This window comes from Caballeronia zhejiangensis, assembly GCF_022879815.1.
GTDB classification, from domain to species: Bacteria; Pseudomonadota; Gammaproteobacteria; order Burkholderiales; family Burkholderiaceae; genus Caballeronia; species Caballeronia zhejiangensis.
Map to the genome: position 1 here is coordinate 1,046,358 of NZ_CP084284.1, position 14,913 is coordinate 1,061,270.

The 14,913-nt window shown below is 66.1% G+C and carries 15 protein-coding genes; 1 reads left to right on the forward strand and 14 read right to left on the reverse strand.

Annotated elements, in window-relative coordinates; genetic code table 11:
• Window positions 1–47: 47 nt before the first annotated feature.
• The 3 genes from LDZ23_RS19370 to LDZ23_RS19380 form a co-directional block, all read right to left on the reverse strand.
• Entirely contained in the window at window positions 48–938 is an 891-nt protein-coding gene (locus LDZ23_RS19370) for an alpha/beta fold hydrolase (RefSeq protein WP_008352942.1), read from the reverse strand.
• A 63-nt stretch (window positions 939–1,001) separates the two neighbouring features.
• Entirely contained in the window at window positions 1,002–2,126 is a 1,125-nt protein-coding gene (locus tag LDZ23_RS19375; protein WP_008352939.1) for a succinylglutamate desuccinylase/aspartoacylase family protein, read from the reverse strand.
• A gap of 2 nt (window positions 2,127–2,128) precedes the next feature.
• Window positions 2,129–2,899 carry a transporter substrate-binding domain-containing protein gene (locus LDZ23_RS19380; protein ID WP_008352936.1) on the reverse strand — a complete coding sequence of 257 codons (771 nt, stop codon included), beginning with the start codon at window positions 2,897–2,899 and terminating at the stop codon, window positions 2,129–2,131.
• A 114-nt stretch (window positions 2,900–3,013) separates the two neighbouring features.
• On the opposite strand from LDZ23_RS19380, the gene LDZ23_RS19385 reads away from it, so the two are divergent.
• The gene (locus LDZ23_RS19385; RefSeq protein ID WP_008352934.1) at window positions 3,014–3,937 is read left to right on the forward strand and encodes a LysR family transcriptional regulator; all 924 of its coding nucleotides are present in this window, start codon (window positions 3,014–3,016) and stop codon (window positions 3,935–3,937) included.
• Here the strand turns inward: LDZ23_RS19385 and LDZ23_RS19390 are convergent.
• The 11 genes from LDZ23_RS19390 to LDZ23_RS19440 all read right to left on the reverse strand — a co-directional run bounded on the left by LDZ23_RS19390 (window position 3,922) and on the right by LDZ23_RS19440 (window position 14,775).
• Window positions 3,922–4,425 carry a DUF6496 domain-containing protein gene (locus tag LDZ23_RS19390; protein ID WP_008352931.1) on the reverse strand — a complete coding sequence of 168 codons (504 nt, stop codon included), beginning with the start codon at window positions 4,423–4,425 and terminating at the stop codon, window positions 3,922–3,924. The genes LDZ23_RS19385 and LDZ23_RS19390 overlap by 16 nt on opposite strands.
• A 73-nt stretch (window positions 4,426–4,498) precedes the next feature.
• Window positions 4,499–6,310, reverse strand: coding sequence for a TadE/TadG family type IV pilus assembly protein (locus LDZ23_RS19395; RefSeq protein WP_008352929.1), 1,812 nt, complete (start codon window positions 6,308–6,310; stop codon window positions 4,499–4,501).
• Complete coding sequence (locus LDZ23_RS19400; RefSeq protein WP_008352928.1) at window positions 6,286–7,032, reverse strand: TadE/TadG family type IV pilus assembly protein; 747 nt, start codon at window positions 7,030–7,032, stop codon at window positions 6,286–6,288. The genes LDZ23_RS19395 and LDZ23_RS19400 overlap by 25 nt, the downstream gene beginning before the upstream one ends.
• Window positions 7,029–7,523 carry a TadE/TadG family type IV pilus assembly protein gene (locus LDZ23_RS19405; RefSeq protein WP_008352927.1) on the reverse strand — a complete coding sequence of 165 codons (495 nt, stop codon included), beginning with the start codon at window positions 7,521–7,523 and terminating at the stop codon, window positions 7,029–7,031. Before LDZ23_RS19405 ends, LDZ23_RS19400 begins: the two co-directional genes overlap by 4 nt.
• Window positions 7,520–8,395, reverse strand: a complete 876-nt coding sequence (locus tag LDZ23_RS19410) for a tetratricopeptide repeat protein (RefSeq protein WP_008352926.1) — start codon at window positions 8,393–8,395, stop codon at window positions 7,520–7,522. Before LDZ23_RS19410 ends, LDZ23_RS19405 begins: the two co-directional genes overlap by 4 nt.
• A complete protein-coding gene (locus LDZ23_RS19415) occupies window positions 8,392–9,357 on the reverse strand; it encodes a type II secretion system F family protein (RefSeq protein WP_008352925.1) in 966 nt (321 codons plus the stop codon). Before LDZ23_RS19415 ends, LDZ23_RS19410 begins: the two co-directional genes overlap by 4 nt.
• Complete coding sequence (locus LDZ23_RS19420; RefSeq protein WP_008352924.1) at window positions 9,354–10,328, reverse strand: type II secretion system F family protein; 975 nt, start codon at window positions 10,326–10,328, stop codon at window positions 9,354–9,356. Before LDZ23_RS19420 ends, LDZ23_RS19415 begins: the two co-directional genes overlap by 4 nt.
• Complete coding sequence (locus LDZ23_RS19425) at window positions 10,325–11,749, reverse strand: TadA family conjugal transfer-associated ATPase (RefSeq protein WP_008352923.1); 1,425 nt, start codon at window positions 11,747–11,749, stop codon at window positions 10,325–10,327. The genes LDZ23_RS19420 and LDZ23_RS19425 overlap by 4 nt, the downstream gene beginning before the upstream one ends.
• Window positions 11,749–12,969: a CpaE/TadZ family protein gene (locus LDZ23_RS19430; protein WP_008352922.1), complete on the reverse strand. Its 1,221-nt coding sequence runs from the start codon at window positions 12,967–12,969 to the stop codon at window positions 11,749–11,751. Before LDZ23_RS19430 ends, LDZ23_RS19425 begins: the two co-directional genes overlap by 1 nt.
• Before the next feature lie 20 nt (window positions 12,970–12,989).
• Window positions 12,990–13,376, reverse strand: coding sequence for a CpaD family pilus assembly lipoprotein (locus tag LDZ23_RS19435; protein WP_008352921.1), 387 nt, complete (start codon window positions 13,374–13,376; stop codon window positions 12,990–12,992).
• Between the two features lie 10 nt (window positions 13,377–13,386).
• The gene (locus LDZ23_RS19440; RefSeq protein ID WP_033536724.1) at window positions 13,387–14,775 is read right to left on the reverse strand and encodes a type II and III secretion system protein family protein; all 1,389 of its coding nucleotides are present in this window, start codon (window positions 14,773–14,775) and stop codon (window positions 13,387–13,389) included.
• Window positions 14,776–14,913: the final 138 nt, after the last annotated feature.

A 14,913-nucleotide genomic window follows, 5' to 3' on the forward strand; every position in this document is an offset into this window, starting at 1 on the left:
TCGGAAGTGTCCGGTGACACTGCGCAAGGCGCTCGCCTGCTCGGCGATCACTTCAGATGTTCGATGACCGCATCCGCGACGGCATCCGGCGCCTCGCGCAGCGGAAAATGCCCGGCGCCATCGATAACGACGCGCCGATAGCCCGCCGTGAAGTAGCGCGCTTGGCCTTCCGAACTCGCCGGTTCGTCGCAGGCGTCCGCGCCGCCTTGAATCATCAAGGCCGGTACGCCGATGCGATCGATCGTCGCAAGCCGCGCGTACAGATCGGCGAGCGCCGGATCGGACGGCTGATCGCTCCGCCAGCGCCGGCGATACGCGTTCAGCGTGATCGGCACCCAGTCGGGATTGTCGAATGCGCGCGCCGTCGCCGCGAATTCGGCTTCGTCGAACCAGCCGGGCGGCGACCATGTGTCCCACTGGATGCGCGCGAAGCCTTTGGGATCGGCGGCGACGGCGTCCGGGCCGCCGTCGAGCGACATGAACCATTGGTACCAAAAGCGCCGCGCCTGCGAGAAGTCGGGCAATTCGAAGACGCCGCGCGGCTGATACGCCAGCGCGAGCGCGGCCATGCGGCGCACGCGCTCGGGAAACAGCGTGGCGATCGTGTAGGCGGCGCGCGCGCCCCAGTCGTGGCCGACGACATCGAACGTGGCGATGCCGAGCGCATCGGCGAGATCGACGGCGTCTCGCGCGAGCGCGACGCCCGAGCCGTCGCGCACGGCGTCGTCGCGCAGGAAACGCGTGCCGCCCGCCCCGCGCAACTCCGGCACGACGGTTCGATAGCCGGCGTCGTTGAGCCGCGCGGCCACGGCATTCCACGCGCGCGCCGCATCCGGCCATCCGTGGATCAGCAGCACGACGGGCGCGTCGGCGGGACCGGAATCGGCGTAAGAGATATCGAGCGTCAGCGTGCGCGCGTGGCGTGCGAAATCCAGCATGGCGAGACTCCTCGAAAGCGAGGAGTCATTCTAGCGAGCAGTGAAAACACGCGCTCGGCGCGCTCACGCCCCGATCAACACCCCGCTCCTGATCGCCTTCTCACCCGTTACGCGCCCCATCGGCGCGCCCGCGTACACGAAGCGGACCGCGCGTCGCATGTAGAACACGCCGCCGTTGGCCGTCGTGACGGTCGTCACCGAGTCGGTGACCGGATCGACGATATCGAACACCGGATCGCCCGCTTGCAGCCGCGCGCCCACTTTCGCGCGATACACGACGATTCCGCTCGCCGGCGCCGTCAGTTGCTGGCTGCCCGCGAGCGGCGTCGCGGCCTGCGCGAGCGGCGGCGCGTCCTTCGCCTCGCCTTCGATCACGCCGCGCGCGATCAGATAATCGACGATGGCCTCCGCATCATGCGACGCCGTGTCGTAATCGACATCGCGCTGGCCGCGATGCTCGATCGTCGCCGCAATGTTCGGCGCGCCGAGCGGCGTTGCATCGCCGAGGCGCTCGCGCAGCTCGTTCCACAAAAGCGCATGAACCTCGTCGAAAGATTGACCGCCCGAATCCGTCGCCAGCAGCACGCCGTTCGCGCCGAGATAGCGCGCGAGCGGCTCGATCGCGGGCCAGCTCGCGGGACTCGTGTAGATGTGCATCGTCGCTTCGAGCGAGCAATGCAGATCGAGCACGACATCCGCTTTCGACGCCAGCCCGAGCAGCGCAAGCCGCAGCGATTCGAACTCGTTCTTCGCGGTCGTTTCGCCGAGCATCTCGACGAGCGCGCCGCGCAGCAGACGCGCGTTGTGCGCGGCATCGCCGGACGATAAGCGCGCGCCCACGCGTTCGATCAGCGCGGCAGCGGACGGCATCGGAAAATCGCGGTTGAAGTTGTGGCCGCTGTTCGCCTCGAAGCGCCCGAGGAATTGCCCGAGCACATGCTGCGACAAGCCGATGGGATTCGCCACCGGCACCAGCACGATTTCGCCGCGCATGCGCCCTTCGGCTTCGAGCGCGGCGAGACGCTGCTTCAAGGTCCACGCGGTGAGCATGGCGGGGGTTTCGTCGGCGTGCAGCGACGCTTGCAGATAAACGCTTTCGCCGTTCGCGGCATCGCCGAAATGAAAGCTGGCGAGTTCGCGCGACGTGCCGAGCGTCGTCGACACGAGCGGATGACGTTGAGTGTGCATGTTCAGTCGCCGTAGACGTCGAAATCGAAATACTTGCGCGCGATTCTTTGATACGTGCCGTCCGCGCGCATGTCGCCCACGGCCTTGTCGACCTGGGCCTTCAGCGCCGCATCCTCCTGCCGCAGACCCATGCCGACGCCGTGATCGCCCATCGACAGCGGCTCGCCGACGAACGCGAAACCCGCGCCGCGCGGCGTCTTCAGAAAGCCGTGCTCCGCTTCGACGGAGCCGAGCAGCGCGGCATCGATGCGTCCCGCGGTCAGATCGTTGAGCACGCCGTCCATGCTCTGATACGCGACCACTTCGACGCCGCCCGGCTGCCAGTTCTTCATCGCGTAGGTTTCGAACTGGCTGCCGCTCTGCACGCCGATGCGCTTGCCGCGCAAGCCCTGCGCGCTCGCCGTGAGCGGCGCGCCCTGCTTCGCGATCAGCCGCGAGCGGAACTGGAAGAGCTTGGTGGAGAAAGCGATCTGCTTCATGCGCTTGTCGGTGATTGCCATCGACGACATGATCCCGTCGATCTTGCGGGCCTGCAGCGCGGGAATCATCCCCGAGAACTCGAGTTCGACCCACTGGCAGCGCATCGCGATGCGGCGGCAGATTTCATCGCCGAGATCCACGTCGAAGCCCGCGACGTGGCCATCGGGCGTCTTCACGTCCATCGGCGGATAACCGGGATCGATGCCGAGGCGCAAGGTGTCGGCGTCTTTAGCGTGAACCGGCGCGGCGGCGGCGAGCGCGGCGGCGAGAAAAAGCGTGCTGAGTCTGAGCATGAACGCGGTGCCTCCTGATTGTGGCCACCGATGGTACGGGCCCAAAACGCTCGTAAAAAGAGGCGTTTTGCTTATCATGTTCAGTTTTTGAGATCACCGACGGAGACGCGGAACGTGGATCTGACTCTCACGCAGTTGCGCATGTTCGTCGCCGTCGCCGATGCGGGCAGCGTGCGCGCCGCCGCGCGCCGGCTCGACGTTGCGCCAAGCGGCATCACGCAGCAGTTGCAGAAGCTCGAAGCGATCGCGGGCGGGCCGCTCTTCGAACGCGACGTGCGCGGCGCGCGGCTCACGCCGATCGGCGAGCGCTTGCGTGTACGCGCCGACTTGATTCTGGGGGAATGCCGCAAGACGGAAGACGAGATGCGCCAGTTGCGCGGCGAACTGACGGGTCGCGTCGCGCTCGGACTCGCGGCCGAAGCGACCATGCGGCTTTTTCCCGCGCTGCTGGCGAGCTATCGGGAGCGCTGTCCGCGCATCGATGTGCATCTGACGAGCGCGACGTCGCGGATGCTGACTTCGTGGGTCCGCGACGGCAGCCTCGATTTCGCGCTCGCGCTGATCGCACCGGGCGCGGACATCCACGACATGGAAACGACGCCGCTCTTCGATTCCGACGTCGCGGTGATCGCGCGGCGCGGTCATCCGCTCGCACGTTCGCGCGCACTGGCCGACTTGCAGAACGCCGAATGGGTCAGCACACGCCAGCGCGGCGGCGGCGCGCCGGCCAACAAGCTATCGGCGCTCTTCGAGCACGCGAAGCTCGCGCCGCCGCGCATCGCCGCGACGACCGAAGCGGTCTTCGACACGCTGCATTGCCTTGCGTCGAGCGATTATCTCGGGCTCGAACCCGCGAGCCTCACCGGACATCCGTTCTTTCGCGAGCACGTCGAGATCGTGCCGATCGCCGAACGTGCCGGGAGAACGCCCGTCTGCCTGCTGCGCCGCGCGGGCGTGCCGCTCACGCCCGCCGCGCAGGAACTCGCGACGATGGCCGTGTCGTACGCCCGGATGCTGCCGACTCAACGCGATGCGTGACGCGCATGCGAGCCTTTGGACTTCGCGGCCGCGTTCCTGCGGCGCGTCGCCCAGCCCTTCTTCGCGGCTGCCGAGCGATCCGCCGCCGAGCGCCGGCTCGCGGCTGCATGCGTCTGCCGCGACAGCGACTTGTGCGAAGCGGCCTTGGTGCTTTCGCGCTTGAGCACGCGCGTGGACGTTGCCGAGCGCTTCGCCTTCGACTCCGTGCTCGGGCTCTTCTTCGTCCGATGCGCGGCCTTGGTGTCCTGCGCGGCCTTCTTGCGTGTCGCCTCGGACGCCGTGCCCTTCTTCGGCGGCTTCATCTTCACGCCTGAGCGACGCGCCTCGGACAAACCGATGGCGATGGCCTGCTTCGCCGATTTCGCGCCGTGCTTGCCCTCGCGAACGTGATCGATCTGCTCCTTCACGAATGCGCCGGCTTGCGTGCTCGGGGACTTGCCTTCGCGTTTGGCTTTCGCCGCGCGCTCGAGAGTTTTCTTTTCGGGCATGTCGGACCTCCTTGGTGAAGTGGACTTGCCCTGACGAAGCGAGCAACGTGCGTGCCCGCCTCGCCCGAAAACCTTACTGCGTAAGACGCAGCACGCCGAGATTGCCCGCGATCTGCTGGAAGATCTGATTGAGCGTCGTGTTGCTCGGCGCGTGATAGTAGTTGCCGGGGCTCGCGCAGTTCTGCATCGTCGTCTGCGCGCTCACGCTGGCCGTATCCGTTCCGTAAGTGCCGAACGTAATCGAATAGATGATGATGCCGTCCTGCTTCATCGCCGAGCACACCGCGAGCTGGTACGTATTGATGTCGTCGACGGAGCCCATCGACCCGGGGCCTTTGGGGAACACCGTGCTCGACGTCAGATCCGCGCGGCCCACGCCCGACAATCCGTTGAATGCCTGCGGCGGCATGAAGCCCGTCGATCCGCCCGGATCGTTCTCGCCGTCCGTCAGCACGATGACCACGCGCTGCAAGCCCTGCGTCGTCTCCGGGCGCGGCAAGGACGTGTCGGTCGAAATGAAGCCGTTGCCCGCGCCCGCCACATTGTCCGACCACGACGACTTCAGCATGCGCCAGCCCCACAGGAGACCGGTCGGGATCAGCGTCGAGCCGGCCGCCTTCATGTTGGTGATGGCGGTCGTCAGATCGCTCTGGCTCTTCGTGAGGAAGAGCGCAGGCGCGATGTTGCACGGACCATTGGTGCCGTAGTTGGTATTGCCGTTCTGATCGTAGGTCGTGGTCGAAGTCGAATTGCTGCTCGAATTGACGTACCACTGGTCGTAAATCGCGGGCGGCGTTGCGCCCGAGTATGTCGTACCGCACGAAGTCGTCACGCTGCCGCTCGTGAGATACGTGAGCGGCGCGCCGACCGTGACGGTCGGGTTGCTGTTGATCGTGCAGGTGGTGATCTTGTTCTTCGTCGATTTGGTGTACGTGTAGACCGAGAAGCTGTTCTTCGGCACGTTCCAGAAGAAGGGCCTGAAGTTCGGCGACGACGCCGGCTCGTAGGCCTCCGCGCGCAGGTTGCCGCCCGCGTCGCGCGGCTCGACCGCGCAGCCGCCCCAGCCCGAACCCTTCCAGTTCTTGCTGGCGGTCATCGACATATGCTGGGCGTTGTAGTTGTCGAACAGCGGCGTGATCCACTTGCCGGTGGGCTGCAACGCATTCTTCACGTTGACCATCGTCGTGAACGGCACGAGGCCGACATACGAATCGGTCGTGGACGACTGGAAGATGCTGGTGACGAGATTCTGCGCGGCCGCGCGCAAGCCCGTGATCTTCGTGCCCGCCGTGTAGTCCTTGGTGTTCGCGTAGTCGGACATCGAGCCGGTATTGTCGAGCACCATCACCAGTTCGAGCGTGCTCTTGGGCAGGCGCAGCGCCGCGTTGCTCGCGCTGACGGTCGCCGTGTCGGGATTGGTCTGGTTGTTGCCGCTGTCGGAACCCGTGTCCGTCTTGGCCTTGCCGAAGAAGACCGGCGCAAGCAGCGGCATCGAGCCGGATGCCGAGAGCTTGATGGTCTGCCCCGTCGCGGGCGCGCCCGTCACCGACGCCGAGAAATTCGCGTTGGGCATGTTCAGCGCCAGATAGCCGGACGGCATGTTGACGTCGTAGAACGCGCGCGCGTCGGTCTTCCAGTTGGCGAGATCGGCGGGCTTGGTGGTGTCGTAGTGCGCGAGATCCGCGCCCGCCGAGAGCGTCGCGACGTCGAGCGCCATCTGCATGCGCGCCTGCGTCATTTCGTAGTGGATCGAGTCGATGGCCATGCACATCGAGCCGATCATCATGCTCGCGCAGATCGCGAACATCATCGTGACGGCGCCCTCGTCGCCGCACACCAGATTGCGCGCGCTGCGCGCGCTCAGAGGGCCGTGCTGCTTTCGCATTGCGATGTCGACAAGGTCGAGGATGGGTTCGAGAGCGCCAGCACCTGCCCGTTGCGCGGACGAACGAAGACACGCTCGTAGATCGTCGTCTCGCCCGGTGCGCTGCGCCAGAACGGCGCGGTCATCGAGAACGGCGTGTAACGGTAGAAGACTTCGATCGCCACCGCCGAATCGCCGTAGCGGAACGGCCAGTTGCTCGGCACGACCTTCGTCGCCGTGACGCTCGACGTCATGCCCGTCGGCTGCCATTTCGGCTTCGCGCTCCACATGATCGCCGGCGTGCCCTTGGTCTGCGCGAGCGTTCCGCCCATCTGCGTGCAATTGCAGTTCACATTCTGGTCGCAGATCGCCGTGATGATGACGCCGCCCTTGCTGTCGAGCGTATTCGGCTGCGCGAGCGTGACCGCCGCCGCCCAGATCGACGTGAGGCTGTTCGCGTTGGTCGCGTTGTTCTTGTCCGACGTGTCGTCGATGACGTTGCTCATCTGGCCGATCGAATCCGCGAGCGTGAACGCCGTATGCTCGACGAGACTCACGGCGCGCATGTACAGATACAGCTCGGTGAAGCCGAGCAGGATCAGCAGCATCACGGGCACGACGATCACGAATTCGATCGTCACGGCGCCGCGCTCCGAGCGCATGAGCCGTTTCGACACCGAGCGCACGCGTCGCGTGACGGCCGCCGCGAACAGGGATCGCATCGTTGCGCTGACGGGCTTCATTTTTCGTTTTGCACGAGATAGTTGCGTTGGAAGGTCATCGAGTTGATGCCGAAGAGCTTCGGAATGCCCGAGAAGGTCGGCATCGTCACCGTGATCTGGTAGAGCACGACATCGCCGAAGCCGCCCATCGTGTCCTCGTAGTTGCCTGCGGAAATATCGTTGTACGAGTCGTACGCGTAGGTCTTGATATCGACGGTGCCGTTGATGTTCTTCCAGCCGCCGAGAATGTTGTTGACGATGCGCGCCGCCTCCTGGCTGCGCGTGCCGCTCGACGGATCGGTCGTCGTGAGCCCCGCGCGCGAGGCCTGCTGCGCCGCGTATTGCACGGAGGCGTCGACGATCATGTCGAGCGCGACTTCGACCGTGCCGAGAATCAGGATGAACAGCACCGGCGCGACGATCGCGAACTCGATCGCCGATACGCCGCGCTCGTCGCGCGCGATGCGCTTCCAGAAGCGGCGGTTTCCGAGCGACCGCGCGCGCAAGATCATTTCACGCTCGCCGTCTGGACCTTGGGCGTCGCGATCGCGGAGACGGCGACGCTCTTCGACGGCTGCGCGCTCGTCTGTCCGTCGCGCTCGCGCTGCAGTTCGTAGTAACGCAGGTTGTCGCGCACCGACGCCTTCGGCAAATCGCGCGACAGGATCGCGGCGGCGGCTTCATCGTTGCCGAGCAGGCCGTACGCGAGCGCGAGATTCTGGCGCGCTTGCGGCGGCGCGGCGGGAAAGCGCGTCACGTCGAGCAGCACGTTCGCGCCCTGACGCGGATCGCCCGACAGCGTGAGCGAAAGACCGAGATTCAGCGACAGCATCGGATCGCCCGGATTCGCGATCAGCGCTTCGCGCAGCAGCGCTTGCGCGCGCGCGTGATCGCCGGAGAGATCGAGCGCCGCGCCGAGGCCCGCGCAGGCGAGCGGATCGTTCGGCGTGATCGCGAGCACGCGATGATACGTCGCGATGGCGTCGGCGAAACGTCGTTGATGAATCGCCACGCGCGCGATGCCGATGAGCGGCGGCGTCGCCTTCGGATCGATCTGGCTCGCGCGCTGATAGTAGACGCCCGCGCGCGTGAAATCGCCGACGCCGTACAGCGTGTTGCCGAGACCCGTCAGGCCGGGCACGGACTTCGGATCGGCCTGCACGATCTTCTCGTACAGCGAAGTCGCGAGCTCGAAGTTGTTCGATTCGAGCGCCGTGTCGGCGATGCGCAGTTCGCTCATCGTGCTCGGCGCGGAGTTGCGCAGCACGGGGCGCGTTTCGGTCACCTGGCGCACGGTGGTCGTGCAGCCGGTGGCGGCCAGCACGAGTGCGAGCATGGAGGCGAGTGCCGCGATACGCGCGGTGCGTTGGAAGGATGGCTTCATTTATTTCCCGCGATGAACGCAAGCAACTGAATGACGGCAGGGCCCGCCGCGATCGAGATGATGGCGGGCAGAATGAACAGCATCATCGGCACGACCATCTTCGGCGCGAGCTTCGCGGCCTTCTCTTCGAGCGAGACGATATGCGCGAGACGCTCGGTGCGCGACAGCGTGCGCAGCGCCTGCGTGATGGGCGTGCCGTAGCGCATCGACTGCGTGAGCGTCGAGATGAGCGCGCGAATCGACGGCAGATCGATGCGCTCGGCGAGATTGTTGAGCGCGCGCGTGCTGTCGCCGGATAGCTTGAGCTCGTCGGCGGCGAGCGCGAATTCGTCGGAGAGCGGCGGGCAGATCGTCTTCAGCTCGTTGGCCACGCGCCGGATCGACACGCCCAGGCTGTTGCCCGCGTTCGTGCAAATGACGAGCAGATCGAGCGCATCGGGCAGGCAGCCGGCCATCATCTTGCGGCGGCGCGACGCCCGGAACGCGACCACGTACTCCGGCAGGATCATGCCGACGATGAACACCATCAGCATCGCGATGCCGCGTGCGGCCGGATACGCGCCGACCATCGGAATGCGCGAGCCGAGCATCACGGTGGCCGCCGCGCAGGCGAGCCCGCAGAAGAATTTCACCGCGAGCAGGATCGACACCGCGAGGTTGCTGCGATAGCCGCTGCGCACCATTTCCTTCTGCAGCTTGAGCCGATATTTCGCATCGAAGAACGGGATCTTGTCGCCGATGCGCGCGAGCCGGCGCATCACGCGCTCGCCGCGCGTCATCGTATCGCCGCCGTCGTCCGTCGCGACGTTGTCGGAGCGGTGCGTGGCCGCGGCCATGCGCGCGCGCTCCGCGATGCGCCCGCGCGTGCCGCCGTGCTTGGTCATCCACCAGATGGCGAGCGCGGCGAACAGGCCGAACAGCATCAGCAGATTGATGAGCGTTTCGAACTGGTTCTGGTTCATCGCGAGGTATCGAGTTTCGACATCTTGCCGATCACGATCAGGCCCACGACGATGGAAATCACGCCGAACGTGAGCACGTTGTTACCCGAATCGGTGTTGAACAGCACCATCAGATAGTCGCGGTTGAGCGCGTACATCGATCCCATGATGACAACCGGAATCGCCGCGAGAATCTTCGTCGTGATGCGCGCCTCGCCCGTCAGCGCCTTGGTTTTCTGGCGAATCTCGCGGCGCGTGCGAACGATGCCCGACAGGTTTTCCAATGTCTCGCCGAGCTGGCCGCCGGTTTCGCGCTGCAGCAGCAGACATACGCAGAAGAACGAAAAATCCGCGATCTCGATGCGCCGCATCGCCACCGCGAGCACTTCTTCCAGATCGAGGCCGACCTGCAGCGAGTCGGCCATCAATTGGAACTCGCTCTTGAGCGGCTCGCGGCATTCGCTCGCCGCGCTGCCGATCACCTGCGTCACGGGCACGCCCGCACGCACCGCGCGCACGATCATGTCGATGACATCGGGGAAGCCGTCGAGAAAGCGCTTGCGAAAACGCTCGACGAGAAAGCGGTACGACTGGGTCAGCGCGAGCGCCGGCAGGCCGATCGACACGAGCGGCGGCAGAAAATCCGGCATCGGCGCGAAACGGTTGACGATGACGGCGACGAGCTCGCCCGCGAGCGTCGCGACGATCACGATACGAAGGCCGTTCGCGCCCGCGACCGTGCGCAGGCGCGCGAGGCGCGGCCCGGTCCAGCGCGTGAAAGCGTTCTCGTGGCGATTGACGTGGAAGATGTCGAGATCGTGCTTGCTGGCCTTCGCCACGTTCGCGCCGCGCCCGGCGAACGATGTCTGCATGCGTTGGCGGATGCGCGACGGCGGCTGATTGTTGCGCATGTCCTGCACGATGACGACCATCACGCCGAGCAGCATCACGCAGACGAACGAAGCGACGGTGATGAGATTGACGAGGTTCATGGCTTCATCGCTTCCAGAAGCGCATCTTCGAGGCCGTAGTACGCGGCGCGCTGCGCGAAGGCCGGACGCACGGCGGCGGTTTCGAAGACGCCCTTCACTTCTTCGCTGTAGGCGCTCGCGTCGTAGCGGAACGTGAACAGATCCTGCGTGATGATGACGTCGCCCTCCATGCCGACGAGCTCGGTGATGCGCGTCACGCGCCGCATGCCGTCGCGCATGCGCTCGATCTGCACGATGAAATGCACGGCGCTCGCAATCTGCCGGCGGATCGACAAGAGCGGCAGGTTGCCGTTCGCCATCATCACCATCGATTCGAGACGCGTGATGCCGTCGCGCGGCGTGTTCGCGTGGATCGTGGTCATCGAACCGTCGTGGCCGGTGTTCATCGCCTGCAGCACGTCGAACGCTTCGGGGCCGCGCGTTTCGCCGAGGATGATGCGGTCCGGGCGCATCCGCAGCGCATTGCGCACGAGATCGCGCTGCGTCACGGCGCCGAGACCTTCGGCATTCTCCGGCCGCGTCTCCAGACTCACGACGTGCGGCTGCACGAGTTGCAGTTCGGCCGCATCCTCGATCGTCACCGTGCGCTCGCCGTGGCCGATGAAATGAGACAGCGCGTTGAGCAGCGTCGTCTTGCCCGAGCCGGTGCCGCCCGACACGATGATGTTGAGGCGGCATGTGCTCGCGAGCTTGAGCACGGTCGCCATTTGCGCGGACAGGTTGCCCTGCGTCGCCATGCGATGCAGCGTGATGTTGCGCTTCGAGAACTTGCGGATGGAGATCGACGCGCCGTGGATCGCGAGCGGCGGCAGCACGACGTTTACCCGGCTGCCGTCGGCGAGACGCGCATCGACCATCGGACTGCTTTCGTCGACACGACGTCCGACGCCCGCCGCGATGCGCTGCGCGACGTTGACGACGTGCGCGTTGTCGCGGAACTTGCAGTTGGTCAGTTCGAGCCGGCCGTGCCGCTCGACCCAGACCTGATCGGGACCGTTGACGAGCACGTCGGTGATGGTTTCATCGGCGAGCAAGGGTTCGATCGGGCCGAGACCGAACATGTCGTTCAGCAGCTCGCCGACGATCTGCACCTGCTCCGCGATCGTGACGTTCAGGCGCTCGCGCTCCGCGACATCGAGCACCAGCGTTTCGACCGCAGGCTTCATCTGCTCGCGCGTCTTGCCGACGGCCGCCGACGGATTCATCGCCGCGAAGACGCCCGCGCGGATCGTCTTGAAGAGATCGGAGCGCACGAGCGCTTCGTTGCCGTCCGGCTGCTGCGAGCGCACGGGCGCAGGCGCGGGCGCGGCGGCCTGCTTCTCGACGAGCGAAAGCGGCGGCGCCTCACCTTGCGGCTGTCCGTTCGCGCCGTCGCGGGAATCGGACGGCGGCTCCGCGCGCACCTGCTTTTGCCCGAACATCACGCCCTCCGGAGCTTGAACTTGCTCAGGAACGAGCGCTCGACCGTCGCGTGCTGGCCGGTGAGGTCATTGGCGATGCGCGCGATAGTCTGCGTGAAGCCGTTCTGCGCGCGCTCGACCGGCGCTTCGCCAAGGTTCTCGGCGGTCGCGAGCGCTTTCGGCTCGAACTGCACTTCGTGCAGCACGGTGCGGCCGATCGCCGTCATGAAATCCGTTTGCTGCACCTTCCCTGCGGCCGCCGCGTTCGGATTGTTGAGCACCACGGAAGTCGGCGGATTGTTGTCGCGATCCTCGATGTAGCGCAGCATGCGGATCGTCTCGCGCGTCGCATGCACCGAGCGGTCCGCGACGAGATACACGCGCGACGCGTGATCGAAGGCTTCGGCGGCGAGCGGGCCGTTGGGATCGCCGATATCGAGAATCACGTAGTGGAAGCTGTCGCACAGAAGCTCGACGACGCGGCGCAGCGCGCCCGGCTCGAACTGCTTCGTCGTGCCGTAGTCGATATCCGCCGACAGGATGAACAGGCGGCTGCCGTTCGAGACCAGCGTGCGTTCGACATATTGCGGATCGAGACGATGCACGTTCTGCAGCACGTCGACGAGGCCGTTGTTGCTCTGCGTGCCGAGCATGCTGTTGGCGGCGCCGCCGCACATCTTCAGGTCCACGTACGCCACGCGGCGATGCGTGTCCTCGGCGAGATAACGCGCGAGATTGAGCGCGAGCGTCGTCACGCCGACGCCGCCGCGCGCGCCCGCGAACGCGATGGTCTTGCCGGCGCGCGCGAGCGTCACCGGGCTCACCTTGCCCTCGGAGACGTTGACGGTGCGCTTGAGCAGCTCGACCGTCAGCGGCTTGACGAGATAGTCGCGCACGCCGATCTTGAGCAGGCTGCGGAACAGGCCGACGTCGTTGCGCTCCCCGATCGCGACCACCTGCACCGAGGGCTCGCACACTTCCGCGAGACGGCCGAGGTCGGAGAGCGGCATCACCGATCCTTCCAGATCGACGAGCAGAAAGAGCGGCGATCGCTCGATCTTCGACAGATGCGCGATGGCGTCGTCCACGTTGCCGACGGCGATGTGAACGTGCGGCATCGCCTGTTCGAGCACGAAGCTCTTCAGGACCTGCTCGGTCTTGCGGTCCGCCACGAACGCGATGAAGTCGGCGATCCGGACGCCCTGCTTGCCTTTGAAGAAGCTGATCTCGGTGGTGCTCATGTTCTCGGTCCGTGAAGGCGCTAGTTCGAATCGCGCGTCGACGACTTGTCGAGCTGGAGGACGTGGCCGGTTTCGTAGCGGCGCATCGCGCTGGCGGCGGTCGCGCCGTCGGCGGGGCCGAGCGGCTGCGGCGCGACGATATCGGCCGGATGCGCGAGCTGCGCCGCGAGATTCGTGTAGGTCGCGCAGCCCCATTGCATCGACGGGCGCTGCCTGCCGGCATCGGAGAGAACGGGCGGGCGCGAGAGCGCCGCGCAATCGGGCGGCACGGCGCCGGTGCCGTCATAGCCGATCACCGATTCGTTGGGCATGTTGCGCGGCGGGTGGAAACACCCGGACAGGCCGCACGCGAGCGCGAGCAGCACGGCGAGGGTCGAGACGCGGCTCGGGCGAAGTGCGAGTTTCATGGCTGGGCGCTCAGTAGACGTAGCCCGCCGCGCCGACGAGACGCGGTTCGGTTGCGGACGGCTGCGCGCCCGCCTTGCGCTGGAAGCTGTATTCGACGTCGCTCGAAGGCGAGATCAGCGAATCGAGCGGCGAACGCAGCTTCGCGGGATCGGTCGGCTCGACGAGATACGGCGTCACCATGATGACCAGCTCGGTCTTGTTGTTCTGGTAATTCGACGACGAGAACAGCTTGCCGAGCACCGGAATCGAGCCGATGCCGGGAATCTGCGAAACGATGTCGGTGGTATTGCTCTGCAACAGCCCGCCGATCGCGAAGCTCTGGCCGCTCGCCAGCTCGACGGTCGTATCGGCGCGGCGCACCGAGAGGCCCGGCACGGTCACGCCGCCGGTCGTCACGCTCGCGGTCGAATCGATCTGGCTCACTTCCGGGCGCACCTTCAGGCTGATGCGGCGTTCGTTGAGCACGGTCGGCGTGAAGTCGAGCTTGACGCCGAACTGCTTGAATTCGACCGAGATCGCGCCGTTGGTCTGCGAGACGGGAATCGGAAACTCGCCGCCCGCGAGGAAGCTCGCCGTCTGGCCGGACATCGCGACGAGATTCGGCTCGGCGAGCACGGTGAGCAGGCCTTCCTGATTCAGTGCGTCGATGAGCGCGCGAATGTCCGTATTGCCCGCCTTGAAGCCCGCGAGAACGGAGAACGCGTTGTTGGACGGCAGGTTGATCGGATACACGACGCCGCCGTTCGAACCGACGATCGGCTGGCTCAGATTCTGGATCGCGCGGCCCGCGAAGAGCCCGCCGAGCCAGTTGCCCGAATTGCCGAGCGCCTGCCAGTTGATGCCGAGCTGCTGCGTCACGTTGCGGTCCACTTCCGTGATGCGCACGCGCAACTGCACCTGCAGCGGACGGTCCACCGTCAGGCGGTTGATGAGCACTTCCTTGTCGGCGAGAAACGGCGTCAGCGCCTGCACGATCGCATCGGCATCGCTGGAAGTCGGCACCTGGCCGGAGACGAGCAGCGAGCCCTGGCCCGAGCTCGTCTGCAGGTTCAGGTTCGGAAAGCGCGCGGCGAGCATGTTGCGCACCGAGAGCATGTCGCGCGCGACGACCACGGTGCGCTGAAGCAGCGTCTTGTTGCCCGGCCCGAGCACATACAAGGTCGTCGTGCCGTTCTTCTTGCCGAGCACGAACACGGTCTTGGGCGAAGGCACATGCACGTCCGCGATCGACGGGTCGGCCACGAACACCGAAGTCGCATCCTCGGGCAGGCGCAGCATCGTGCCCTTGCCCGCGTCGAGCGTAAGCGGGCCGAGCGTGACGGCGGCGTCCGCCTGGGCGGCGAGCGCGGTCCGCGCAGGCGCCGCGGCGCGCACGCGAGTCTGCTGCGCGAGCTGCATGGCGGGCGCGGCGTCATCGCCCGGCTTCGTGGACATGACCGGCTGCGCCGCCGCTACGGACCCCGCCAGCAGCGCGCCGGCGCACGCGAGCGCGATTCGTGCGTTCCGCACGGTTCGCGCGCTCCGTCTTTCGATGCT

Bases quoted from the DNA above. Each gene is read 5' to 3' on its own strand.
- LDZ23_RS19430 (WP_008352922.1), bottom strand. From the start codon at position 12,969: ATGAGCACCACCGAGATCAGCTTCTTCAAAGGCAAGCAGGGCGTCCGG.
- LDZ23_RS19395 (WP_008352929.1), bottom strand. From the start codon at position 6,310: ATGCGAAAGCAGCACGGCCCTCTGAGCGCGCGCAGCGCGCGCAATCTG.
- LDZ23_RS19400 (WP_008352928.1), bottom strand. From the start codon at position 7,032: ATGAAGCCCGTCAGCGCAACGATGCGATCCCTGTTCGCGGCGGCCGTC.
- LDZ23_RS19370 (WP_008352942.1), bottom strand. From the start codon at position 938: ATGCTGGATTTCGCACGCCACGCGCGCACGCTGACGCTCGATATCTCT.
- LDZ23_RS19440 (WP_033536724.1), bottom strand. From the start codon at position 14,775: ATGCAGCTCGCGCAGCAGACTCGCGTGCGCGCCGCGGCGCCTGCGCGG.
- LDZ23_RS19375 (WP_008352939.1), bottom strand. From the start codon at position 2,126: ATGCACACTCAACGTCATCCGCTCGTGTCGACGACGCTCGGCACGTCG.
- LDZ23_RS19415 (WP_008352925.1), bottom strand. From the start codon at position 9,357: ATGAACCAGAACCAGTTCGAAACGCTCATCAATCTGCTGATGCTGTTC.
- LDZ23_RS19390 (WP_008352931.1), bottom strand. From the start codon at position 4,425: ATGCCCGAAAAGAAAACTCTCGAGCGCGCGGCGAAAGCCAAACGCGAA.
- LDZ23_RS19405 (WP_008352927.1), bottom strand. From the start codon at position 7,523: ATGATCTTGCGCGCGCGGTCGCTCGGAAACCGCCGCTTCTGGAAGCGC.
- LDZ23_RS19410 (WP_008352926.1), bottom strand. From the start codon at position 8,395: ATGAAGCCATCCTTCCAACGCACCGCGCGTATCGCGGCACTCGCCTCC.
- LDZ23_RS19380 (WP_008352936.1), bottom strand. From the start codon at position 2,899: ATGCTCAGACTCAGCACGCTTTTTCTCGCCGCCGCGCTCGCCGCCGCC.
- LDZ23_RS19435 (WP_008352921.1), bottom strand. From the start codon at position 13,376: ATGAAACTCGCACTTCGCCCGAGCCGCGTCTCGACCCTCGCCGTGCTG.
- LDZ23_RS19425 (WP_008352923.1), bottom strand. From the start codon at position 11,749: ATGTTCGGGCAAAAGCAGGTGCGCGCGGAGCCGCCGTCCGATTCCCGC.
- LDZ23_RS19420 (WP_008352924.1), bottom strand. From the start codon at position 10,328: ATGAACCTCGTCAATCTCATCACCGTCGCTTCGTTCGTCTGCGTGATG.